A 23509-nucleotide genomic window follows, 5' to 3' on the forward strand; every position below is an offset into this window, starting at 1 on the left:
TAATGGCCGCCATGATCTCCACTCTGATCCCCGAAGGTTTCCAAGTACGCGAGCACATTATCGAGGTCCCCTGGGACCGCGAGAACCCGTCGCTGGGCACGCTCGAGGTGTTCGCGCGCGAGCTGTTTGTTAATCCGGACGCCCCGCCACTCGCCTACTTCCAGGGCGGGCCCGGCAACCCCGGGCCGCGCACAATGATGCCGTGGATCCCGGAGGCGCTGAAGCACTACCGCATCTTCCTTATCGACGAACGCGGCACGGGCCGCTCCACCCGCATCGACAAATCGCGCACCGACCTGATCAACCTTGAGCGCCTCACCCACCTGCGTCCGCCGGACATCGCGGCGGACGCGGAGGATCTGCGCAAGCACCTGGGCTTTGAGAAGTGGGACCTGCTGGGCAACTCGTTCGGCGGCATCTGCATCGGCGCGTACCTGTCCTACTTCCCCGAGGGCATAAACCGTGCGATGATTACCGGCTCCATGCCGCCGTTCGGCATCACGGCGGACTTCTACAACGCGAAGATCCTCGACCTGTTGGAGCGTCGTGTGCAGAAGCTTTACGACGAGCACCCCTGGATCGAGGACCGCATCCGCGAGGTCGGCGAGCACCTGAACAACGTGGAGGAGTTCTTGCCTACCGGCGAGCGCCTCACCTCCGAGCGCTTCCGCTTTACCGGCGTGATGCTCGGTGAAGAGTCCGGCTGGGAGAAGCTGGCGATCCTGCTGGAGGAGCCGTTCCACCGCGTCGACGGCGAGAAGTGGCTGCGCACCGACTTCCTGGCCACCGTCGGCATGATCGTGAGCACCGAGACGAACCCCATGTGGCCGGTGATCCACGAGCAGATCTTCGGCGGGCTCACCGAGGACGCCACCGACTGGTCCGGCGAACGCGTGTACCAGAGCCGCGAGGGCTTCGAGCTGGACGCAGACCCGCGCGGCGAGAAGTTCTACCCGCTGGGCAACGCGTTCTGCCGCTTCCACTTCGACCAGGATCCGGCGATGGCACCGTTCCGCGACTACGTCTACGACATCGCGCTCAAGGCCGACTGGTTGCCGGTTGCGAACGAGGAGCAGCTGTTGAAGAACGAGGTGCCCACGGCAATTCTGCTCTACGAGGATGACATGTTCATCCCGTACGACTTCGCGAAAGAAACGGCGGCGAAGATACCGAACGTCACCGTGGTCAGCCACCCCGAGTACCAGCACGACGGGATCTACCTCCACGGCGCCGAGGTCTTCAACATGGTCCACGACGCGCTGCACAAGGAGTCCTAACTCCCTGCCCCGATACCCCCGGAGACGAAAAGTTGCGATCGCAACATTGAATTCTGATCAATGAGTTGCGATCGCACACAGGAAACCATACGTTTATTCGTATGGTTTCTTCCCACCCGCATCAGGCTGCGCGTGCCGCCATCCAGGCCGCGGGCCTGAAACAGCGCTTTGTCGCCGAGCCCCTCGGGATCGACCCGAGCAAGCTGTCGAAGTCGCTGGCCGGCGTGCGCAAGTTCAGCGCGGGTGAACTCGACCGCCTCGCCGAACTCACAGGCGTGGATGTCGAGTGTCTGGCAATGCCGGAACCTGATCCGGTCGAGCACCCCAACCCCAGGATGAGCGGCGCCGAATTCGCCCGGCGCAAGCAAGACATCCTCGATGCCGCCTGGCCGTTGTTCACGGCCCGCGGCTACCAATCAGTCACCGTCGCCGAGATTGCGGCTGCCGCCGGCATGTCGCAGCCGACAGTGCTCTACTACTTCCACTCGAAAAACGACATCTTCATCGCCACCCTCGATCTCTGCGCGACGCAAGCTGCGGCCCGCCGGGAGTTCCTCGGCGAGATTCAGGATCCGGCCGAACGGCTGTTGCGCTTCGCGGAGGTGCAGCTCGACGGTTCCCCGGAATCGAAGCGGGAGTGGACGACGTGGGCGCAATTCTGGGCATCGGCGCCTGCGTTCAGCGACGCCCAACAGGCCACGGCTGCCGCGTACTCGCGTTGGCAACAGGGTCTGCGCGGAATCGTCGAGGAGGGCATTGCCGCAGGCCGGTTCTACCCCGGCGAGCCGGAGCCCATGGTCAACGCGGTCACCGCGATGATCGACGGTTTCGGGGTGCGGATGATTTCGGGGGTGCTCTCCCCGGAGCAGGCCCGCGATGCCGTGACGGCGTACCTGCGCACCTGGGTGTTGCCGGAAGTGGAAGAGGAAAGGGACAGCTAGATTATGGTTCAACTCACTCGGCGCCAATTATTGCGTGCCACGGTGCTCGGCGGAGCCGCATTGACGCTGACGTCGTGCTCGAATGCGGCACCGGTCGAACAGATCGATACCTCAGGCCCGCCCAAGGAGGGCGGCACGTTACGCGTTGGGCTCGTGGGCGGATCCGCGACCGACACTATCGACGCGCACATCCCCGCCAGCCAATCCGACGGCGCCCGGCTGATCAACATGTACGACGCACTGGCGCGACGCGACGAGGAGTACCAGCTGCAGTACCGGCTGGCCACGGCGATCGAGCCGAACGACGCCGCGGACGAGTGGACGGTCACGCTGCGTGAGGGCGCGCTGTTTTCGGACGGCTCGCCGGTGCGCCCGGAGGACGTGATCTTCTCACTCGACCGCATTAAGGATCCGGACGATCCGAAGTCGGGTGCGGCCTCGATTAACCATATTGAGCGGATGGAAGTCGTCGATAAGCAAACGCTCAAAATCTACCTTTCCGCGCCCGACGCGACGCTTATCGATTCGCTGGCGGAGTACCAGATGGGCATCGTCCCGGAAGGCTACGACCCGAAGAATCCGGTCGGTGCCGGGCCGTTCAAGCTCGAGCACTTCTCCCCCGGACAGTCGACTGTGCTGGTGCGCAACGAGCACTTCTGGGGCGGCGCGCCGTACTTGGAGCGCCTCGAGCTCATCGACTTCCAGGAGGAGGACGCGATGCTCAACGCGTTGCTGTCCTCCCAGGTGGATGCAGTCGGTAGCTTGAACCACTCGCTCGCCCGCGTAATCGAAGCCGACCCGCGCCTATCCATCCTGGTTTCGGAAACCGGCATGTGGCTGCCGCTGACCATGCGCGTGGACGTCGAACCCTTCAACGACGTGCGCGTGCGCCAAGCAATGCGTCTTGCCACGAACCGCCAGCAGATGGTGGATCAGGTCTACTCCGGCGAGGGACAGGTGGGCAACGACATGTTCGCCGTCTACGACAACGCCTACCCGCACGACTTCCCGCAGCGCGAGCAGGACATCGAGGAGGCGAAGCGCTTGCTCGCGGAAGCCGGCTACCCCGACGGCATCGATGTCACGCTCGCAGCCGCCGAGATCCAGACCGGTGCTGTGCGTTCCGCCCAGGTCTTCGCGGAGCAGGCGCGCGCCGCCGGGATCAACGTGAAGATCGAGCAGGTTGATTCCTCCACCTTCTTCGCGGAAGGCAACTACCTGGAGTACCCGTTCGCGCTGACCTTCTACTACACGCGAAACTTCCTGCAGCAGGTCAACCAGTGCGCCACCGCGGATTCGCCGTTCAACGAGACGCACTGGGTGGACGATGAATTCACCGCGAAGGCGAACGACGCGCGCACGATTGTCGACGAACAACAGCGCGGCGAGATGATCCGCGAGCTGCAGCGAGAGCTTTACGACGAAGGTGGCTACATCATCTGGGGCTTCGCCAACCAGGTCGACGCGTACCACGATTACGTCGTCGGGCTTACCCAGCACCCGGGCGGCATGCCGCTGGGTCAGGCAATGTTCGAAAACGTTTGGATTGCGGAGGTTTAACCGACGATGGGCAAGTTCATTCTTCGCAGGCTCGCGGTGAGCATCTTCATCCTGTTCGCCGTGTCCGTCATCATTTTCTGCGCCACCCTCCTGCTTCCGGGCTCCCCCGCGGAGGCGATCCTGGGCCAACAGGCCACCCCGGAACGCATCGCGGCGCTCGAGGCAGAGATGAACCTGGATAAACCCGCGGTGGAGCGGTACTTCCTGTGGCTCGGCGGGGTGTTCACGGGCGATTTCGGCACGTCGACGTCCACCGGCGGCGCCGTGTCTGAGCTGTTGGGCAAACCGCTGGTCAACTCTTTGGTGCTCATGGCGCTCGCGGCGCTGTTCGCGATCCCGCTGGGTATTCTCGTGGGCATCTACGCAGCGTGGTGGCGTGGTTACAAGCGCGACACCGCGATCACCTGGGTCACGCTCATTCTGGCCGCAATGCCGGAATTTGTCATCGGCATCGCCCTGATCACCCTGTTTGCCACCTCGGTGTTCCAGGTGCTGCCCGCGGTGACCATGAGTCCTCCGGGCAGCAACGTGTGGGAGTTCCCCTCGCAGCTCATTCTCCCCACGCTCACGTTGACGTTGGTGGTCAGCCCGTACATCGCGCGCATGACGCGGGCGACGATGATTGAAACGCTCGATTCCGGATACGTCGAAATGGCCCGCTTGAAAGGCGTGCCGGAGCGTCGCGTGATTTTCCGCCACGCCCTGCCGCACGCGGTGGGCCCGATCGCCCAGGTGGTGGCGATCCAGCTGGCGTGGCTCGCCGGCGGCATCGTGGTGGTGGAGTACCTGTTCCGTTACCCCGGCCTCGGCGTCGCGCTTATCGACGCAGTGAACTACCGCGACGTCCAAGTCGTCCAGGCCGTCTCGCTGCTCATCGCCGCGGTGTATGTCGTGGTGAACCTGCTCGCCGACATTGTCGGCATCCTTGCCAATCCGAAGCTAAGGAGCAACTAATGGCTACTCCTGAAAACTCGCTCGAAACGCCGTTGGAGAACCCCTCGCCCGATCAGCGAACGGGCGACGAGCTGAAGACTTCATTGTCCAAGCCCGCGCCGTTGCTCTCCCGCATCTGGGCCCAGAACGAGGGCAAGGTCGGCCTGATCATCACCGGCATCATTCTCCTGCTCACGGTGGTGGGCTACCTCTTCGCCGAGCAGCTCACCGGCTACTCCACCACCGAGTTCATCGGGTTGCCGTTCACCGACACGGGAGCATTCGGCACCGACAACCTGGGCCGCTCCGTGCTTTCGCGCTTCGTGGCTGGCGGTCTCGTCCTGCTCATCACCGCGTTTCTCGCCACCGTGCTCGGCATGGTGGTGGGCACGATCATCGGCATGATCGCGGGGTACACCGGCGGTGCGACCGACTCGGTGCTCATGCGCCTCAATGACGTGTTGCTCGCGTTCCCGCAGCTTATCTTCGCCATGCTCGCCATCGTGATCTTCGGCCCTTCGGCTACCGTTTTGGTGCTGGTCATCGGGCTCACCCACGCTCCGCGCATCGCCCGCGTGGCCCGCGCGGCGACGCTGGATGTGACCAACGAGGACTACATCCGCGCCGCCCAGATGTACTCAGTGCCGCACTGGAAGATCTTGGGCCAGGAAGTGTTGCCGAACATCACCGGCCCCCTCGCCGTGGAGGCCGGACTGCGTCTGACGTACTCCATCGGCTCGATCGCCTCCCTGTCCTTCTTGGGTTTGGGTATCCAGCCGCCGACCGCGGACTGGGGCCTGATGATCAACGAGAACCGCATCGCGCTGTCCATTCAGCCGTGGGGTGTGCTGTTGCCGGTGATCGCGATCGCGTTGCTCACCATCGGCACAAACCTGCTCGCCGACGCGACCGCCCGCGCCACCGCCACCACTGCCATGCCGGTCAAGCGCTCCGGCGCGCAGGTCGCGGGTGAGCAGCAGCCGAAAAACGAACCCATCCGCCACGGCGCCCCGGTAAAGGAGACCCGCTGATGACTACCGCTTATCGTCCCGGTGCCCAGCCGGCAAACCAACAAGTGGTGCTGGAGGTGCGAAACCTCCGCCTGGGCACGCTCGAGGGCACCGAGATCCTCCACGGCATCGACTTCGATCTCCACCGCGGCGAGATCGTTGGCCTCGTCGGCGAATCCGGCTCCGGCAAGACCACGGCAGGTCTCGCTGCCATGGGGCATTTCCGCGCGGGGCTTTCGCTTTACGACGGCTCCGTGACTCTCCACACCCACGCCGGCGAAACCGTCGACGTACTCGACCTGGACGAGGACGGCCTCCGCGAATTACGCGGCGCCCGCGTGGCCTATGTGCCCCAGGATCCGGCCTTGAGCCTGAACCCGACGATGCGGGTGGGTGAGCAGATCCGCGAGGTGCTGGACATCCACGGCTTCGACGGCGACGCCGTCGCACGTGTTCGCGAGGTCATGCGGGATGTGGACCTGCCTGACACGGACGAATACCTCGCCCGCTGGCCGCACCAGCTCTCCGGCGGCCAGCAGCAGCGCGTCGGCATCGCGATGGCGTTCGCGATGTACCCGGACGTGCTGATTTTGGACGAGCCGACGACAGGCCTCGACGTGTCCACCCAGGCGCACGTGCTGGAGACGATCCGCACGATGACGCAACGCAACGACGTCGCCTCGCTCTACATCACCCACGACTTAGCCGTGGTCGCTGAGCTGTCGGACCGCGTGGTGGTCATGCTCCGCGGCGACATTGTGGAAGAGGGGCCGGTGGACACCGTGCTGTACGATCCCCAGCACCCCTACACCGAGAAGTTGCTCGCCTCCATCCCGGACCTGCAGGGCCGCAAGGACATCACCGGCCACGGCCGCCCCGCCCCGTTCGGCGGCGGCAGCGAAGAGCCCGCACCGCTGCTCGCGGTGCGCGACCTGGAAATGGCGTACGGAGACAACAAGGTGCTCCACGGCATCAACCTCACCCTCGAGCAGGGTGAGTCCATTTTGCTGCTCGGCGAGTCCGGTTCCGGTAAGACGACGCTGGCCCGCTCGGTTGCCGGTCTCAACCCGGATTACACGGGCGAGGTCGCGCTGCGCGGCGAGGTGCTCGAGCACGGCAGCCGCAAGCGCACCGTCGGCCAGCGCCAGGATATCCAGTACATCTTCCAGTCACCGTTTTCCTCGTTGAACCCGCGGCGCACGATCGGCGAGTCGTTGACCGTGCCGCTGCAAATGTCCGGGGAGCTCTCCCGCTCCGAACAGCGCCAGGCGGTGGAGGACGTGCTCGAAGCCGTACAGCTGGACCGCTCCTTTTTCGACCGCCGTCCTGGCGACCTCTCGGGCGGCGAACGTCAGCGCGCCGCCATCGGCCGCGCGCTCGTCAACGCGCCGAGCGTGTTGGTATGCGACGAAATCACCTCGGCGCTCGACGTCTCTGTGCAGGCATCGATTCTGCGTCTGCTCGCGGAGCTGCGCCAGGAACGTGGCCTGTCCATGCTGTTTGTCACCCACAACATCGCGCTCGCTCGGCACACCGCAACACGCGTGGCCGTGCTGAACAAGGGCGTTATTGTCGACGAAGGCCCCGTCGACGAGGTCCTGGAGAATCCGCAGCACGAATACACGCAGCAACTGCTAGCCAACATCCCGGAGTTCTAACGCTCGGGGAGGCAGTCTTTTATCCGCGAGAACATGCGCCTGACCGTAGGTACGCTGGTGTCGTAACCTAAGTTTCCTACGGAAGGCGCATTTTCCATGGCTGAGAACCTGACCATCGCACCGCACCCCGCGACCACCGACCTGAAGCCGCTGCCGGTCCCGCCGCTCGATTCCTCACTCGACGCCTACAGCCACGCGCTGGAGGCGGTTCTTTCGGGCGAGGAGCTCGAACGCGCCAAGGGTATTGTGGAGGATTTTCGCACCGGTAAGGGCCCGGAACTTGACTCGCAGCTGCGCGAGCGCGCCGCCGAGCGCGAGGAGCAGGGCGTGAACTGGCTGCACAACGAGTGGTACTCGGGCTACCTCACCGTGCGCGAGCCGCTGGCGTTGTCCACCAACGTCGGCTTCCAGATCACGATGCCGGGCAAAGACATGCCGGTCGGCCTCGACCGTGCCGTGGAGCTGATCCAGCGTGCGGCCGTGATCCACCTCGAAGCTGCGGCGGGCACGACCCCGGAAGACCAGGACGCGCGCGGCAACCGCATCACCATGAACCAGTGGTTCCCCTACGCCGGTGCGCTGCGCCATCCACAGCCTGAGGAGGACGTGATCCTCCAGGCCGAGCAGGGCGCCGCCAACCGCGAGATCGGCGTGTTCTTCGACGGTAAGTTCTTCGCGCTACAAATCTCCGACGATGAGGGCAAGCCCGCTTCCGCCGAGGCCATCAAGGCCGCTCTGGAGAAGATCATCGAGGCCGGCCAGAGCGAGGAAGGCACCTTCGACTTCAACGCGCCGTCGCTGATCGGCTCGGGCGCGCTGGCCGAGATCCTGCCCGATCTGCTCGAGCTGGGTTACAACCAGGGCGTGTACGACCGCTTGCGCGACATGCTGTTCACCATCGATATCGTGGACGAGGAAATCGCCTCCGACCGCGAGCACATCCGCACCGCCACCTTCAAGCCGCGCGGCGCGTGGCTGTACAAGCCGATGAGCTACCAGGTCTCGCTGCGCGACGACTGGATGGCCATCCACGTCGAGCACTCCTGCCAGGACGGCGCCACCCTGGTCACCGCGATCACCCGCATGCAGGCCGTCGCCCTGCCGGAGGAAGCGTCCGACACCCTTACCGACATCGAGCCGCAGTTCCTCAACTGGGAGATCAGCGACGAGATCGCTGCGAAGCTCCAGACTGAGCTCGACGCCACGCTGGCACAGGCGGAGAAGTTCGACACTGAGATCGTCACCGTGCCGCACAACCAGCCGGCCGAGATGCCGTTCAAGGTCTCCCGCGACGCATCCGCCCAGCTCACCATGTCTATCGCGCAGCAGCTCACCTACGGCCACGTGCGCGCTGTCTACGAAGCCGTGGACATGCGCGAGTTCCGCGCCGGCCGCACCGAATGCCTGCGCGCGGCGACCCCTGAGGCCGTGAACTTCGCGCGCAAGCTTGTCGACGGCGCCGCCACCGCCGACGACCTCGAAGAAGCCGTAAACGCCCACCGCGGCTGGGTGAAGCGCTGCAAGTCCGGCAATGGCTTCGACCGCCACTTCCAGATGATGGCCACGATCGACGATTCGGACCCGTTCTTCACCGACGAGGCTGCGACGGCCGCGCGCCGCGACTTCCTGTCCACCACCTCCATCGGCGGTGCGGACCAGGTGGTGCGCTACAGCTTCGCCCCCTCCCTGCCGGAAGGTTTCGGCGTGGCCTACACCCCGTTGCCGAAGGACGGCGAGTTCTGCGTCTCCTGGAACACCGAGACTGCCGAGCAGCCGGAAGAGTTCCGCGCCAACTTGGTGAAGGCCTCCGAGATGTTCTGGGACTTCTGCAAGGGCCTCTAGGACACGAAGCGGCGGGTGACTTCGAGCCACTCTTCGAGTTCGCCCGTCGCCTCCCATAGGGAGTACAACTCCGAACCGCCGGGACGCACCGCAGCTTGGGCGCGCCTGCGAATCCACTGTTTGTCGTCCAGCGTGAACGGGTAACTCAACCCGCTCGCCGCGTACTCATCCGGCACGTGCCCGTTGAGTACGGCAGCGAGTGCGATGACGGATTCCGCATCGTCGGCAGCAAGCGGTCCCCCACCGCATTCGAAGCGGAACTGGTCCATGCGGAACGAGCCGTTCGCTATTGCGGCGACGGCGTCAACAGCGGGGTCGTTATCAAACGGCCCCGTATTCCACGTTCCCATGGCGGAACACCCTAAACCCGCCAGGTAACACAAACCTGTACCTTGGGTTAATTTCACCCGTACAACAGTCGAAATCTCTAACTGTTGATCCTTTCCACTAGTTCACGAACTTGCGGCGCTAAGTCCTCGCGCGCCCCGTTGTTGTCGATCACTACGTCGGCGGCGGCTTTGCGGGTTTCGTCGTCAAGCTGCTGTGCGATCCGCGCCCTCGCGTCCGCCTCATCGAGCCCACGCTTCTCGACGAGCCTCCGCACCCGCTCTTCCACCTCAACGTCGACGACCACCGTGATGTCCATGTCCCGGTGCAGCCCCAGGTCGACGAGCAGCGGCATGTCGTAGACGCAGGCCTTTTCGCCCCGTGCCTCCGCCGCGTCAAAGCGCCGCTTCGACTCAGCCCGGATCGCTGGGTGGGTAATCGCGTTCAGCTTCTCGGTCTCCTCTTTGGACGAGAATGCGCGGCGTGCGAGCTCGGCGCGGTCCAAGGCGCCGTAGGCGTCGATGAGGTCGGTGCCGAAGACCTCGGCCACCTCGTCCAGAACCGGAGAGCCCGGCTCCATAATCTCGCGCGCGATCTGGTCGGCGTCGACTACCGGGAAGCCTGCGTCGGCGAGCATGTTCGCCACTGTGGACTTTCCGCTTCCGATGCCGCCTGTCAGGCCGATTCGTTTCATGGTGGCGAAGATAGCAAAACGCCCCGCGCCACCGTCGCGTTGCGGTGGTGCGGGGCGTCGTCGCTAAGCGCTAAGTCCGCTCTAGCATCACTAGGCGCGAACTTGTGAGCGTCTAGTTGCCCGCGAGCTTGTCGCGCAGAGCCGCGAGCTGCTCGTCGGAAGCGAGGGAACCGATGTTCTCCTCGGCCTGCTCAGCTGCCGGAGCTGCAGCGTCAGACTCGGAGGAGTAGTTCGCCTGCTCGCCTGCCTGCTCTGCAGCCTCGGCTGCAGCAGCACGGTGACGCTCGATCTGAGCGGTGTGCGCCTGGTGGCGACGCTCTGCCTCTGCGTAGCGTGCCTCCCACTCCTGGCGAGCCTCGTCGTAGCCTTCCATCCACTCGTTGGTCTCCGGGTCGAAGCCCTCCGGGAAGATGTAGTTGCCCTGCTCGTCGTAGGAGTCGGCCATGCCGTAGCGGGACGGATCGAACTCTTCGTTGTAGTCCTCGTCCGCCTGCTTCAGCGACAGGGAGATGCGGCGACGGTCCAGGTCGATGTCGATGACCTTGACCATGACCTCTTCGCCAACGTTGACAACCTGGTCCGGGACCTCCACGTGCCGCTGAGCCAGCTCGGAGATGTGGACGAGGCCCTCGATGCCCTCCTCGACGCGGACGAACGCGCCGAACGGGACGAGCTTGGTGACCTTGCCCGGGACGATCTGGCCCACAGCGTGGGTGCGGGCGAACACGCGCCACGGGTCTTCCTGGGTAGCCTTCAGCGACAGGGACACGCGCTCGCGGTCCAGGTCAACATCGAGGACCTCGACGGTGACCTCGTCGCCCACGGCGACAACCTCAGACGGGTGATCGATGTGCTTCCAGGACAGCTCAGACACGTGGACCAGGCCGTCAACGCCGCCAAGATCGACGAAGGCGCCGAAGTTGACGATGGAGGAAACGACACCCTTGCGGACCTGACCCTTCTGCAGCTGGTGCAGGAAGTCGGAGCGGACCGCAGACTGGGTCTCCTCCAGGTAGGCGCGGCGGGAGAGGACCACGTTGTTGCGGTGCTTGTCCAGCTCGATGATCTTCGCCTCGAGCTCCTGGCCGATGTACGGGTCCAGGTCGCGGACGCGGCGCATCTCGACCAGCGATGCCGGCAGGAAGCCGCGCAGCCCGATGTCGAGGATGAGGCCGCCCTTGACAACCTCGATGACGGTACCGGTAACCGGCTGGTCGTTGGCCTGCAGCTCCTCGATGGTGCCCCAAGCGCGCTCGTACTGAGCACGCTTCTTGGACAGCATGAGGCGGCCTTCCTTGTCCTCCTTGGTCAGGACAAGCGCGTCGATCTCATCGCCGACCTCGACGACCTCGTCCGGGTCGACGTCGTGCTTGATGGACAGCTCGCGGGTAAGGATGACGCCTTCGGTCTTGTAACCGATGTCAAGGAGAACCTCGTCGTGGTCAACCTTGACCACGGTGCCGGTGACAATGTCGCCATCGTTGAAGTACTTGATGGACTTGTCTACTGCGGCAAGAAATTCCTCAGGACCACCGATGTCGTTGATGGCAACCTGGGGTGCGTTGGATGTGCGCATAAAGTATGTGCTCCGAAAAATAGGAGATCGTGATTGGACAGGGGCGCATCTCTCAGCCCCGTAAGCAGGTCTTCTACTCGCGGTTTCTGATCTCGCCCGGCACCAAGCCGGTACCCTCCTATTACGGTCCCGGCTCGCCCGATGCGTAGATGCGCTCGGACGAGTTTAGACCCTTTGTGCAGCTAGAGCAAATAAAACGCCGCGCGGGCGCGATAAAAGGTATTCCCAGTTTCCCACGTAGGATAACGCGTACACCTCACCCCCTTAACTTTTTACGTTTGGAGCACCGTTATGTGGAAACGCGCCGTCGCGGTCGCGGCCTCATTCGTGGGCATTGTCGTCGGAGCAGGCTTCGCCTCCGGCATGGAAGCCCTGCAATACTTCGTCGCCTACGGCACCCAGGGTTTTTACGGCATAATTCTGGCCGGTGTGACAATGCTGTTCGCCGCAACCGCCTTCCTCACCTTTGGTTCGTACTTCCGGGCCCGTGAACACAACGAGGTGTTCTACGGAGTGACGGGCAAGTGGGCCGCCTTCATCATGGACTGGTCCGCGGTGGCGTGCATGTTTAGCGTGGGCTTCGTCATGTTCGCAGGCGCGGGCTCGAACCTGAACCAGGCATTCGACTGGCCGATTGTCGTCGGTGCGGTACTCATGCTCGCGCTCATGCTGGTGGTTGGCCGCTTCGACGTGGACAAGGTGTCCGCGGTCATCGGCTGGGCTACGCCTCTGTTGATCATCTTCGTGCTCGTCGGTGCCATCTACTCCGTCACCGCGGTGGATGTTGATCTGGCCGCGGCCGACGAGTTCGCGCGCAGCGAGGTCACGCGAGCCGACGGCACCCCGTACTGGTGGCTCGGCGCGTTGAACCACACCGGCCTGAACGCGCTGTGCGGCGTGTCCATGGCAATCGTGATGGGCGGCGATGAGTTCGACACCAAATCCAGCCGTCTCGGCGGCTTCCTCGGCGGCATCATCTACGTCGCAATGCTGGCGCTCCTCGTTGTTTCGCTGCTGATGCAGGTTGAGTCGGTCAACGGCAACGATATGCCCCTGCTGGTGGTCATTCAGAACGTCGACCCCGTCTTGGGCTTCATCATGACCTGGGTGATCTTTTTGATGGTTTTCAATACCTGCTTGGGCATGTTCTACGCGCTGGGCAAGCGACTGACCCGCAACAAGCCCGAGCGGTTCTACATGGTGTACGCGGTTGCGTGCTGCATCGGCTTCGTGCTCTCCTTCGCCGGGTTCCAGCCGCTAGTGAGCAGCCTGTACCCCATCCTGGGCTACCTGGGCCTGTTCGTGATGGCCGTGATGACGGTGGTGTACTTCCGCCACCGCGGCGACTTGAAGGACGAGGGCGAGCGTCGCGCCCGAGCCGTCGCGCTGGCACAGGGTGTGGACCCGGAAGAGGAGACTGGCTACGTGCGGCGGGAGACGAGCAACAACAGCGACCGGGAAAACCCCGGCAACCCGAAGGGCTACGCTTCCCACATCCCGGACCAAACGGCCGCGCAGGAGCAGCGCAACGTCGACGATGGCAATGCCGCCTCGGGCAAGGACATCGACCAGCTCGCGGAAGAATCGAACCTGGATGCCGACGAGTTCAAGGAAGCTCTAGAGGACGAGGTTGGCCCTGACGATCAGGATGCGCCGCGCAGTTTGAACGATCTCCTCTAGTCGCGGGGGTGGATGTCGGGGGTAGGCCTTTCAAAGCCAACCTCCACTCCCCCGCCTGTACCGCATACGCGCCAAGCTGCGGTTTTCTGTGCGATTGTCCAACAATCAACAACTTCTTAACGTTAGCTTTGCGCTTGCTGAGACAGATATGAACGTGCACATTAAAGTGTGCAACGGTTCGCAAAGTGCAGGCAGCCGAAGGGGTGAAATCGAAGCCCCGCTGCCCTGGCCAGCGCAACGCGAACCCCGGCGAGGCCGGGCCCAGAATGGGCTTGAACGCCGGTTTTTACAAGTGAATAAGGATGAAGGGAGCTTTGGTGGGGGAAGCATCCCCAAAGGGGGATGTGGCGCGGAGGGGGGCGCCACGTGGGGCGGGTATGCAGGCAATTAAGATTGTCTGCATACCCGCCCTCGCGCGTGCGCGAGAACAATACCGCTAGTGCGCGGCCTCGTCCCAGTTTGTGCCGGTGCCAGCTGAAACCTCGAGGGGTACCAGCAGTTCGATGGCACCATCCATTTCTCGCTCCACTATCGCTCGCACGTCTTCGAGCTCGCCCCGAGCCACCTCTACCACCAGCTCGTCGTGCACCTGTAGCAGCACCCGCGAGCCGTAGCTTTCCAGTGCCTTATCCACCCGCAGCATGGCCACCTTGATGATGTCGGCGGCCGTGCCCTGAATCGGCGCGTTGAGCGCGGCGCGCTCCGCGTTCTCGCGGGCGATGCGGTTATCGCTTGTCAGCTCCGGGAGGTAGCGGCGGCGCCCGAAGATGGTCGAGGTGTACCCGTCGCGGCGCGCCTGCTCCACCACCTCGTCCAGGTAACGCTTCACGCCGCCGAAGCGCTGAAAGTACGCCTCCATGATGTCTTTCGCCTCGCCGGCAGGGATGCCCAACTGGTTGGATAGGCCGTATGCGGAAAGGCCGTACACCAAACCGTAGGACATGGCCTTCACCCGGCGGCGCAGCTCGGGAGTCACCTGGTCGATCGGCACGTCGAACACGCGGGAACCGACGAAGTTGTGCAGGTCTTCGCCTGCCCGGTACGCCTCGATCAGCCCGTCGTCCTGGCTCAGGTGCGCCATCACGCGCATCTCGATCTGGGAGTAGTCGGCGGTGAGCAAGCACTCGTAGCCCTCGCCCACCACAAACGCGGAGCGGATCTTGCGCCCCGCGTCGGTGCGCACCGGAATGTTCTGCAGGTTCGGTTCCGCAGAACTCAGCCTGCCCGTCGAGGCCACGGTTTGGTTGAACGTGGTGTGAATGCGCGAATCGTCGTGCACCGTCTTGATCAGCCCCTCGATGGTGGACTTCATCTTCTGGTGCTCGCGGTGCGCGAGAAGCGCATCGAGGAACGGGTGCGGGTTCTTCGCCGCCAGCGCCTCGATCTCGCCAGCCGCGGTCGAGTAGCCCGTCTTCGTCTTCTTCGTCTTCGGCAGCTCGAGTTTGTCGAACAGGACCACGGAGAGCTGCTTGGGGCTGGAGAGGTTCAGCGAAGGCTCGTCGACAAGCGTGCGCGCTTCCTGCTCTACTTGCTCCACCTTCGCCGCGAAGTCGCGGTGCAGTTCCTCCAACGCGGCCAAATCCACAGCGATGCCGGTGTGCTCCATCTCGGCGAGCACGCTGATCAGCGGGATCTCAAGGTCGGCGTAGAGCTCGGAGGAGTCGATAGCGCGCAGCTGTTCGGTGAGCTCGGCGGAAAGCTCGAGGATCGCGCCCGCCGCGTCGAGGTCCGCCGTGTCCTCCTCGAGCAAGCTGAGCTGCTCCGACGTGGCGGCGAGCTGGCGCTGCAGGTGGCGCTGGTAAATGTCCGCAAGTGCATACGTGCGCTGGCCGGGGCGCAGAAGATACGCCGCAATCGCGGTGTCGTGCGCGATGCCCCGCAGCTCGATGTCGCGGCCTCGCAGCATGTGGTACGCCGCCTTCGCCTCATGCAGGAACTTCGGTGCGTCAGACTCCGCCCAACGCTTGAACGCGGCGTCCTCCTCGGGGTTCAGCTCCGCGAAGTCGCGCGTTACGCCGTGGCGTTGCTTATCGACGATAGCTACCGCCGCAACATCACCCTCCCCCGGCGTGGCGTTGCCCCGCAGGTATAGGGCCAAGCCTTGACCGTCGTGCTGTTTCAGCCAGGTGGCCAAGTCATCGTCGTCAAGCTCGATGCCCTCCAGCTCTACCGGGGCCTGCTCCGGCACCGAGCCGTCGGTGGGCACGGCGGCAAGCACGCGCTCGCGCAGGTTTACGCCGAACTCCAGGTCGTCGAAGCGGGCGGCCACCTGCCCGACATCCGCTGACTTCATCTCCAGATCGCCCGGACCGACCGGCAGCGGAACGTCCGTGACCATCTGGGTGAGCTCCCGGTTCAGCCGCACCTGGTCGATGCGCTCGCGGAAGTTGTTCGCCGCCTGCCCTTTCAACGAGTCCGCGTTTGCGATGAGCGTGTCAAGATCGCCGTTTTCCACGATCCACTTCGTGGCGGTCTTCTCCCCCACCTTCGGGATGTTCGGCAAGTTATCCGACGGGTCGCCGCGCAGCGCCGCGAAATCCGGGTACTGCTCCGGGGTAAGGCCGTACTTATTCTCCACCTCTTCCGGCGTGAACCGGGTGAGCGTGGACACCCCGCGCGTTGGGTACAACAGCGTCGTCGAACCGTCCACCAGCTGGATGTAGTCCCGGTCGCCGCTGACCAGCACGATGTCGAAGTCTCCCTCCGCGCGGGCCTGCGTGACCAGGGTGGCCACGATGTCGTCCGCTTCGAAGTTCTCCTTGCTCAAGGTGACGATGCCTAAGTCGCCCAGCACATCCTCGATAATCGGCACCTGGCCCTTGAACTCCGGCGGAGCCGCCTCGCGCTGCGCCTTGTACTCCGGGAACTTCTCGGTGCGGAACGTCTTTCGCCCCACGTCGAAGGCCACCGCGACGTGCGTCGGCTGCTCCTCGGCGAGAATGTTGGCGAACATGGACAAGAACCCGTACACCGCGTTCGTGTGCTGCCCGCCGGACGTGGAAAAGTTCTCGGCAGGCAGGGCGTAGAAGGCGCGGAAGGCCATCGAGTGGCCGTCGATAAGCAAAAGGCGCTTGGTGGTGCTTGCGGGGGTTTCAGCCATGGTTGCCAAGTGTAGCTGCCGCCCCGACGCAGCCCGCCGAGCCTGCTGCGACACCGACGAGCCCCGCCTCCTAGCCGGGCGAGCAATGTGCCGGAACCGATACTGCGCGCAAACCTGAATATGACCAGCGGCATGTCTGCCGAACCCGACATTGGCGCACCGCTGCCCCGTCCTCGGCCGCCTCGTATTCGGGTTTGCCGGGCAAACCTGAATAGGAGGAGCAGACACGGCGGCACGGAAGCGGGTTTGCGCAGCAAAGGAACGCGGATGGCGCCTGCGAATTCAGGTTTGCCCCGAGTGCGTCAGGTGACCCCAACCGTGACCCTCCTCTGCCCCGCTCACGCGAAACGGGCCACCCGCCTAAGGTGGCCCGCTCGCTCGCATGTGTGCCCCAGGTGAGACTCGAACTCACACTGGACGGGTTTTGAATCCGTTGCCTCTGCCAATTGGGCTACTGGGGCTCGAGGAAGCAGTGTAGCGCAGGGGGTCCGTGTCTAAAGAATCGATCCCCTGGCATGCTGGTCACATGCAACCGATTCGAATCACCCAATCCGATGTGCTTTCGCACATCGGCCCGCTTCAGCGCGACATTGAGCGGCTGGTGGCGTGCGAGTCGCCCAGTAGCAATAAGCAGCTTCTCGACGACTGCCTAGACACCCTCACCAACATCATGCGCGAGCGCCTCGGCGAGCCGGACAGCTTTGCGCGGCGTGAAACCGACGGGTACGGCGATGTTGCGGTGGCGCATTACGCGGGGTCCATGGGAACGCACGTGTTGCTGGTCGGCCACTACGACACCGTTTGGCCTGCGGGAACCTTGGCAGGCTGGCAGCCGAATAAGCACCCTGACGAGTGGTCGCTGCCCGGAATTCAAGACATGAAATCAGGTCTGGTTCAAGGAATCTGGGCGCTCAAACTGTTGCGCGAATCGGGGTCACCGTGTCCTAGTGTGACGCTGCTGTTCAACGGTGACGAGGAGTTGGGCTCGCCCGGATCCAACGCGATCATCCGTGAGGTCGCCCAGCATGCCGATGCGGCATTCGTGCTCGAGGCGCTCGAGGCGGGCGGTGTGAAGTACGGGCGCAAAGCGGTGGGCCAGGCAACGGTCACCGCGACCGGCGTGGAGTCGCACGCCGGCAATGCCCGCGAGGAAGGGGCGTCCGCGATTATCGCGCTGAGTGAGTTCTGCGTCGCGGCGGAGCGCCTCAACGACCCGGAGCGCGGAATCGGCGTCAACGTGGGTCTTATCCAGGGCGGCTCCTCGGTAAACACCGTGCCAGGACGCGCGCGAGCGACGATCGATCTGCGCCACCTCTACCCGGAGGACGCCGCGCGCATCGCGGGCAGGCTGCGCGAAGTCGCCCGCTCCGCGGTGACGAACCAGCGGGTTCGCATCGAGGTTGACGTGGAGTGGGACCGCCCCGCCATGCCGCCGAACGACGAGAACAAGCGGCTCTTTGAACTGGTACAGCGGGAATCTGAGGCGCTTGGTGAGCCGCTCGAGGCGGTGTTCGTGGGCGGCGGATCGGACGCCAACCTCATTGCGGACACCGGAACCCCGGTGCTGTGCGGGATGGGCCCGGCCGGAGAGCACTCTCACGCGCGCAATGAATACATTTCGCGCCGCGGGCTGCCGCTCTCGGTGGCGCTGCTGGCCAACTCCGTTGGCGCGCTTTCGCTAGGTATTGGTTAAGATACGCGCATGCGTCAGACTCACCTTGCCGGCATTGTCGCCGGAGCTCTCGTTTTGTCCTCTTTCGCCGCCGTTCCGGCTGCCACCGCGGAAACGCCGCAGGGTTCCGATGCCCGCGTCTCGGGCTTGGACCCGAACCCGAACGACCCGCTGAAGCTGCCCGAGGACAACGTGCTGGAGAAAGTCTCCAGCTCGGAGATGTTCCTCGAGTGGACTGATGGCATGGAAGACGGCGAGGGCAAGGACGTTGTGCAAGCTTGGGCCGCGAACTCGTCCATCCCCCAAACCGCTAACCCGGTGGAGCTGTGGAAGATGGAGGCACAAGGCTCCGCGCAGATGTCCTCCGGCCTCTTCACTGGAGACTTCGCGCTCTCTTCCGGCGGCTCCAGCCAGGCGACTTCGGTGATTTTCACTGTGCTGGCCGGCTGGTTGGTAATCGGCTCCCTGATCGAGCTGATCTACCGCGGCGTACGAATGGCCGGTTACTAACCCGCTTTCCGCCCCGGCCCTGGGCCCAGCACCACCGGCCCACTCATTGCGCTCAGCCTACCCCCGCGCGCCGTTTTTACTGCGTCGCACACGAGGGTTTAATATACGGCGGAGCGTAATTTTTGTATCACCGGAAGGGCCCATGCACAGTTCCACCTCTTCACTGCGTCGTGCGCGACAGCGCATGCTTGGCGCGACCCTCACTGCGGCAGCGCTTCTGCTGTCCGGTTGCGTTACCAACGTCGAGGGTGGAAACCCCGACGGCTGGGAACCGATTGTCCCGGACCGCGTTGACGCCATCGCCGCGATGGTGCCCGAAGACATCGCAGCTTCAGGCGTGTTGAGCATCGGCACGAACCCGCCGTTCGCCCCGTTTGAGTTCAAGGACTCCCAAGGCAACCTCATCGGTGTGGAGATGGACATGGGCCGTGCCGTCGCTTCGGTGATGGGCTTGGAGTATGACGCGCAGGACATGGATTTCGCCATGATCCTCCCGGCCGTCCAGGCCGGCAGTCTCGACGCTGGCATATCCGGCTTTACCGACAACGAGGAGCGCCGCCAGTCCTTCGACTTCATCAATTTCCTCTATGCAGGTGTGCAGTGGGCGCAGCAGCCCGGCGCTAACGTGAACCCGGAGGATCCGTGCGGCCTGACCGTCGCGGTGCAGCGCACCACGGTCTCCGACACTGACGACGTTCGCCCGAAGGCCGAAAAGTGCGAGGAAGAGGGTAAGGAACCGTTGACCATCCTCGCGTTCGACACCTCCGACAACGCGGCACTTGCGGCGTTGGTAGGCCGCGCCGATGCGCTCTCGGCGGACTCCCCCGTCACCGCGTGGGCGGTGGAGCGCTCCGACGGGGACCTCGAGCTCGTCGGCGAAATGTTCCAGGCGGCTCCTTACGGGTTTGCGGTGCCGAAGGGCTCACAGCTTGCCGACGCGATGGCGGCCGCCATGCAGCACCTCATCGAGACAGGCGATTACGCCCGAATTTTGGCCCAGTGGAACATCACCACCGGGTTGTTGGACCAGGCGTTGGTCAACGAGCAGCCATTTGCCGCGCAGGAAGGACAGGGAATCTAGGTTATGAGCACCTCGTATAACGGGCAGTCCGGGCATCAGCCCGAGAAGCCGAAAAGCTCGCGTGTGACGCGCCCCCACCTGGGCCGCCAGCAGCGCACCGAACCTTCGCAGCGCCCTGAGCGCATCGAAGCGAAGCCGCTGCGCCACCCTGGCCGCTGGATACTTGCCGCAGTGCTGGTCCTGTTGGTGGTCTGGTTCGTCATCGGCGCCGCCAGCAACGAAGCGTACGGCTGGGACACCTACTTCCAGTACCTCTTCGACACCCGGATCCTCACCGCGGCGGGCCACACCATCGCCATCACGTTTTTGGGCATGGTGATCGGCGTGGTCGGCGGCGTGCTGCTCGCTGTGATGCGCATGAGCCCCAACCCGGTGTTCAAGACGGTCGCCTGGGTGTTCCTCTGGATCTTCCGAGGCACCCCGGTCTACGTGCAGCTGATGTTCTGGGGCCTGCTCGGCGCGATCTACGATTCGATCAACGTCGGCTTCGCGCAGATCCCGCTGGAGCCGTTTACATCCTCCGCGTTCGCGCTCGCCGTAGTTGGCTTGGGGCTTAACGAGGCCGCCTACATGGCGGAGATCGTCCGTTCCGGTGTGTCCTCGGTGCCGGAGGGCCAGATCGAGGCCTCGAAGGCGCTGGGCATGAGCTGGGGCCAGACCATGACGCGCACGGTGCTGCCACAGGCGATGCGCATCATCATCCCGCCGACGGGCAACGAGTTCATCTCGCTGCTGAAGACCTCCTCGCTCGTGGTTGCCGTGCCGTATTCGCTCGAGCTTTACGGCCGCTCCATGGACATCGCTGCGGCCCTGTTCGAGCCGGTGCCGATGCTGCTGGTCGCCGCGACGTGGTACCTGGTCATCACGTCGATCTTCATGGTGTGCCAGCACTACCTGGAGAAGTACTTCGACCGGGGTGCTACCCGCCAGCTGACTTCCCGCCAGCTCGCCGCGCTCGCGGACGCGGAGGGCACCATCCCGAACAATGTGCAGATTGTGGACGAGTCCCAGCAGAAGGAGCGCTACTAAATGACCGTGAAGCAGACGCCGATGATCCAGGCCGTGGATGTCTGGAAGTCCTTCGGCAACCTCGACGTGCTCAAGGGCATCAACCTCGAGGTAGCCCCCGGCGAGGTGACGTGTCTCATCGGTCCGTCCGGCTCGGGCAAGTCCACGCTGCTGCGCTGCGTGAATCACTTGGAGCAGGTCACCGCCGGCCGCCTGTACGTCGACGGCGAGCTGATCGGGTACCGGGAGCGCGACGGCGTGCTCTACGAGATGAGCGCGAAGGACGCCGCGAAGCAGCGCCGCGACATTGGCATGGTGTTCCAGTCCTTCAACCTCTTCGGCCATCGCACGGTGCTGGAGAACGTCATCGAAGCACCCGTGCATGTCAAGGGCGAGGACCCGGCGAAGGCGAAGGCCCGCGCGATGGAGCTGCTCGCCATGGTTGGATTGGAATCCAAGGCGCAGGCCTACCCCATCCAGCTTTCCGGCGGCCAGCAGCAGCGCGTGGCGATTGCGCGCGCGGTCGCGATGGACCCGAAGCTGATGCTTTTCGACGAGCCCACCTCGGCCCTCGACCCCGAACTCGTGGGGGAAGTCCTGCGTGTGATGCAGGAGCTCGCGGCGCAGGGCATGACAATGCTAGTGGTCACGCACGAGATGGCGTTCGCACACGAGGTAGCCGACAAGGTTGCTTTTATGGACGGCGGCCGCATCGTGGAGTACGGCACCCCGCAAGAGGTGCTGGACAACCCGCAGAACGAGCGCACGCAGGCGTTCTTGTCCACCCTGTTCTAGCGCTATAACGCCGAGATCCCTCCGATGAGCCCACGCACAAGTGCGGTCGCTCCTCCGAAGAACGCGAGCTCCAAAGCGATGCGACGAGCTCGCACCGCCGGCACCCGCGGGGCGAGTCGCTTTCCCGCCACAATCCCCGCGGCGAGCGCGCACAGGGTGGTAGCCCAAAGGATTCCGGGGATTGCCGTGACGTCGGCCGCCCCGGATAGCTCTTTGCCCACGAACGAAAGCGTGCCGCCGACAAGGAAGATCGGCTGCAGTGTCGCGGCGTAGGTACGCTGGTCCCAGCGTGCTGCCTGTGCGTAGACGGTGATGGCGGGTCCGGCGACGCCCGCGAGCGTGTTCATAAAGCCACCGACCGCACCCGCGACCACGGCGGGCGCGGTGCCTTCCGCACGCGGCACGTAGCGCTTCCCCAGCGTTACCACCGACAGCGCCGCGAGGAGCAACACGCCCACCACCACGAGCAGCAGGTCCGACGACATCCGCGTGATCACCCAGGCGCCAGGCACCACGCCAAGGATCAACGCGGCGGCAATCGGCAGCGCTTTACGCCAATCGACGTCGCTTCGCATGCTGAGTGTGTTCATTACGGCGTTGACCACCGCGATCAGGTTGACCATGAGCACGCCGTCGACAGGCCCAAGCAGCAGCGAGAGGACGGGCGCGGCGATCAACCCCATCCCCATGCCGGAAATACGCTGCAGCATCGCCCCGAACGCGACGGCAAGCCCGACGCCCACCACCACACCCAGCGGCATTTACCGCAGCTTCCGCAGCATCGCCTCACGCACAGTCTCGGGCACGAGCCCGGTGACGTCCCCGCCGTACTTCGCCACTTCCTTCGTCAGTGAGGAAGATATGTAGCCGTACTTCTCGTCGGTGAGCAGGAAGTACGTATCCACACCCGTCAGGCGGCGGTTGACCTGTGCCATGGGCAGCTCGTACTCGTAGTCCAGCGAGGAACGCAGCCCCTTCACCAGTGCGGTGATGCCGTGGGCGGTGGTGTAGTCCACGAGCAGCCCCGACCAGGTGTCTACGCGCACCCCCGAGATGTCTTGGGTGACTTCGCGGATGAGCTCTACGCGTTCCTCGATGCTAAACAGACCGGACGGCTTGTTGGGGTTACCGGTCACCAGCACCACTACCTCGTCGAAGTGGCGCGAGGCGCGTGTGACGATGTCCAGGTGGCCGTTCGTGATGGGGTCGAAGGACCCGGGGCAGACTGCGACGGTCATTTACTCGTCTCCTTCTTCCGCATCAGGGTCGGTGTACACGGCCATGTCCATCCGCGCGATGCCGTAGAGGCGTTTCTTCAGTTTCTGCCCCGTCGGCGTGAATTCCGCTGGCCAGGCGGTCTCGGGGCTTTCGCGGTGGCGTTCGACGACGACCACGGCGCCGTCGATAAGCAATGGCTTCAGTGCCTCAACCATCTCCGCGACGGCTTCATCCGCAAGCTCGTAGGGCGGGTCGGCGAGCACCATGTCGAAGTGCTTGCGCGGCCCTGAGGCGACGTACGTGGACGCCTTCACCGGCTCGACGCGTACGTTCGGGTGCCCAACAACGCCGGCGTTGAAGTTGATGATCTCCACCGCGCGCGGATCGTTTTCCACCAACACCACCTCGGCGGCGCCGCGCGATGCTGCTTCCAGCCCGAGCGCGCCGGAGCCTGCGAAGAGGTCGAGCACATGCTTATCGACGAAACCAAACCGCACCTGCAACGAGGAAAACAACCCTTCCCTCGCCCTGTCGGAGGTGGGCCTGGTGCCCTCCGGCGGGACCTTAATCTTCCGGCCGCGGGCCTCGCCCGAGATGATGCGATTCATGCCCACACTCTAACGCTTC

Annotated in this window: 20 protein-coding genes and 1 tRNA gene; 13 read left to right on the top strand and 8 right to left on the bottom strand. The window is 64.2% G+C overall.

Annotated features, from left to right (window positions below):
• Window positions 1-11 precede the first annotated feature (11 nt).
• The 7 genes from HWX32_RS05695 to HWX32_RS05725 all read left to right on the top strand — a co-directional run bounded on the left by HWX32_RS05695 (window position 12) and on the right by HWX32_RS05725 (window position 9221).
• Window positions 12-1277 (top strand): alpha/beta fold hydrolase, encoded by a 1266-nt coding sequence (locus HWX32_RS05695; RefSeq protein ID WP_175935112.1) that lies wholly within the window; start codon window positions 12-14, stop codon window positions 1275-1277.
• A gap of 101 nt (window positions 1278-1378) precedes the next feature.
• On the top strand, window positions 1379-2218 hold the full coding sequence (locus HWX32_RS05700) for a TetR family transcriptional regulator C-terminal domain-containing protein (RefSeq protein ID WP_175935113.1): 840 nt from the start codon (window positions 1379-1381) through the stop codon (window positions 2216-2218).
• A gap of 3 nt (window positions 2219-2221) precedes the next feature.
• Window positions 2222-3778 (top strand): ABC transporter substrate-binding protein, encoded by a 1557-nt coding sequence (locus HWX32_RS05705; protein WP_175935114.1) that lies wholly within the window; start codon window positions 2222-2224, stop codon window positions 3776-3778.
• Window positions 3779-3784: 6 nt separating this feature from the next.
• Window positions 3785-4732 (top strand): ABC transporter permease, encoded by a 948-nt coding sequence (locus tag HWX32_RS05710; RefSeq protein WP_075466922.1) that lies wholly within the window; start codon window positions 3785-3787, stop codon window positions 4730-4732.
• On the top strand, window positions 4732-5742 hold the full coding sequence (locus tag HWX32_RS05715; RefSeq protein WP_175935115.1) for an ABC transporter permease: 1011 nt from the start codon (window positions 4732-4734) through the stop codon (window positions 5740-5742). Before HWX32_RS05710 ends, HWX32_RS05715 begins: the two co-directional genes overlap by 1 nt.
• On the top strand, window positions 5742-7379 hold the full coding sequence (locus HWX32_RS05720; protein WP_175935116.1) for an ABC transporter ATP-binding protein: 1638 nt from the start codon (window positions 5742-5744) through the stop codon (window positions 7377-7379). The genes HWX32_RS05715 and HWX32_RS05720 overlap by 1 nt, the downstream gene beginning before the upstream one ends.
• A 96-nt stretch (window positions 7380-7475) precedes the next feature.
• Complete coding sequence (locus tag HWX32_RS05725; RefSeq protein ID WP_175935117.1) at window positions 7476-9221, top strand: choline/carnitine O-acyltransferase; 1746 nt, start codon at window positions 7476-7478, stop codon at window positions 9219-9221.
• On the opposite strand, the gene HWX32_RS05730 is transcribed toward HWX32_RS05725, so the two are convergent.
• From HWX32_RS05730 to rpsA, 3 genes are all read right to left on the bottom strand, one after another.
• Window positions 9218-9571, bottom strand: a complete 354-nt coding sequence (locus HWX32_RS05730; RefSeq protein WP_175935118.1) for a DUF4259 domain-containing protein — start codon at window positions 9569-9571, stop codon at window positions 9218-9220. The genes HWX32_RS05725 and HWX32_RS05730 overlap by 4 nt on opposite strands.
• Window positions 9572-9648: 77 nt before the next feature.
• Entirely contained in the window at window positions 9649-10242 is a 594-nt protein-coding gene (gene coaE, locus HWX32_RS05735) for a dephospho-CoA kinase (RefSeq protein WP_175935119.1), read from the bottom strand.
• Window positions 10243-10354: 112 nt separating this feature from the next.
• Window positions 10355-11818: a 30S ribosomal protein S1 gene (rpsA, locus tag HWX32_RS05740; protein WP_175935120.1), complete on the bottom strand. Its 1464-nt coding sequence runs from the start codon at window positions 11816-11818 to the stop codon at window positions 10355-10357.
• Between the two features lie 291 nt (window positions 11819-12109).
• On the opposite strand from rpsA, the gene HWX32_RS05745 reads away from it, so the two are divergent.
• Window positions 12110-13498: a hypothetical protein gene (locus tag HWX32_RS05745; protein ID WP_175935121.1), complete on the top strand. Its 1389-nt coding sequence runs from the start codon at window positions 12110-12112 to the stop codon at window positions 13496-13498.
• 436 nt (window positions 13499-13934) lie between these two features.
• Here the strand turns inward: HWX32_RS05745 and polA are convergent, their stop codons facing one another.
• Together polA and HWX32_RS05755 are read right to left on the bottom strand one after the other, a co-directional pair.
• Complete coding sequence (gene polA, locus HWX32_RS05750; protein ID WP_175935122.1) at window positions 13935-16598, bottom strand: DNA polymerase I; 2664 nt, start codon at window positions 16596-16598, stop codon at window positions 13935-13937.
• Between the two features lie 387 nt (window positions 16599-16985).
• Window positions 16986-17059: transfer RNA gene (locus tag HWX32_RS05755), tRNA-Leu, on the bottom strand.
• A 65-nt stretch (window positions 17060-17124) separates the two neighbouring features.
• Here HWX32_RS05755 and HWX32_RS05760 point away from each other — a divergent pair.
• The 5 genes from HWX32_RS05760 (at window position 17125) to HWX32_RS05780 (ending at window position 21664) form a co-directional block, all read left to right on the top strand.
• The gene (locus tag HWX32_RS05760; RefSeq protein WP_175935123.1) at window positions 17125-18291 is read left to right on the top strand and encodes a M20/M25/M40 family metallo-hydrolase; all 1167 of its coding nucleotides are present in this window, start codon (window positions 17125-17127) and stop codon (window positions 18289-18291) included.
• Window positions 18292-18300: 9 nt separating this feature from the next.
• Complete coding sequence (locus HWX32_RS05765) at window positions 18301-18780, top strand: hypothetical protein (protein ID WP_175935124.1); 480 nt, start codon at window positions 18301-18303, stop codon at window positions 18778-18780.
• 142 nt (window positions 18781-18922) lie between these two features.
• Window positions 18923-19861, top strand: coding sequence for an ABC transporter substrate-binding protein (locus tag HWX32_RS05770; RefSeq protein WP_254868305.1), 939 nt, complete (start codon window positions 18923-18925; stop codon window positions 19859-19861).
• 3 nt (window positions 19862-19864) lie between these two features.
• A complete protein-coding gene (locus tag HWX32_RS05775) occupies window positions 19865-20890 on the top strand; it encodes an amino acid ABC transporter permease (protein ID WP_175935125.1) in 1026 nt (341 codons plus the stop codon).
• Window positions 20891-21664, top strand: a complete 774-nt coding sequence (locus HWX32_RS05780) for an amino acid ABC transporter ATP-binding protein (RefSeq protein WP_303049141.1) — start codon at window positions 20891-20893, stop codon at window positions 21662-21664. It abuts the gene before it with no gap.
• 2 nt (window positions 21665-21666) lie between these two features.
• Here HWX32_RS05780 and HWX32_RS05785 read toward each other — a convergent pair whose 3' ends face one another.
• From HWX32_RS05785 to rsmD, 3 genes are read right to left on the bottom strand one after another with little or no spacing between them, the layout of a single operon-like run.
• Entirely contained in the window at window positions 21667-22425 is a 759-nt protein-coding gene (locus tag HWX32_RS05785) for a sulfite exporter TauE/SafE family protein (protein ID WP_175935126.1), read from the bottom strand.
• Window positions 22426-22902, bottom strand: a complete 477-nt coding sequence (gene coaD / locus HWX32_RS05790) for a pantetheine-phosphate adenylyltransferase (protein ID WP_175935127.1) — start codon at window positions 22900-22902, stop codon at window positions 22426-22428.
• Window positions 22903-23490 carry a 16S rRNA (guanine(966)-N(2))-methyltransferase RsmD gene (gene rsmD, locus HWX32_RS05795; protein WP_075466966.1) on the bottom strand — a complete coding sequence of 196 codons (588 nt, stop codon included), beginning with the start codon at window positions 23488-23490 and terminating at the stop codon, window positions 22903-22905.
• Window positions 23491-23509: the final 19 nt, after the last annotated feature.

The sequence above is a fragment of the Corynebacterium sp. Marseille-P4321 genome (assembly GCF_903645305.1).
In the GTDB taxonomy this organism is placed as follows: Bacteria; Actinomycetota; Actinomycetes; order Mycobacteriales; family Mycobacteriaceae; genus Corynebacterium.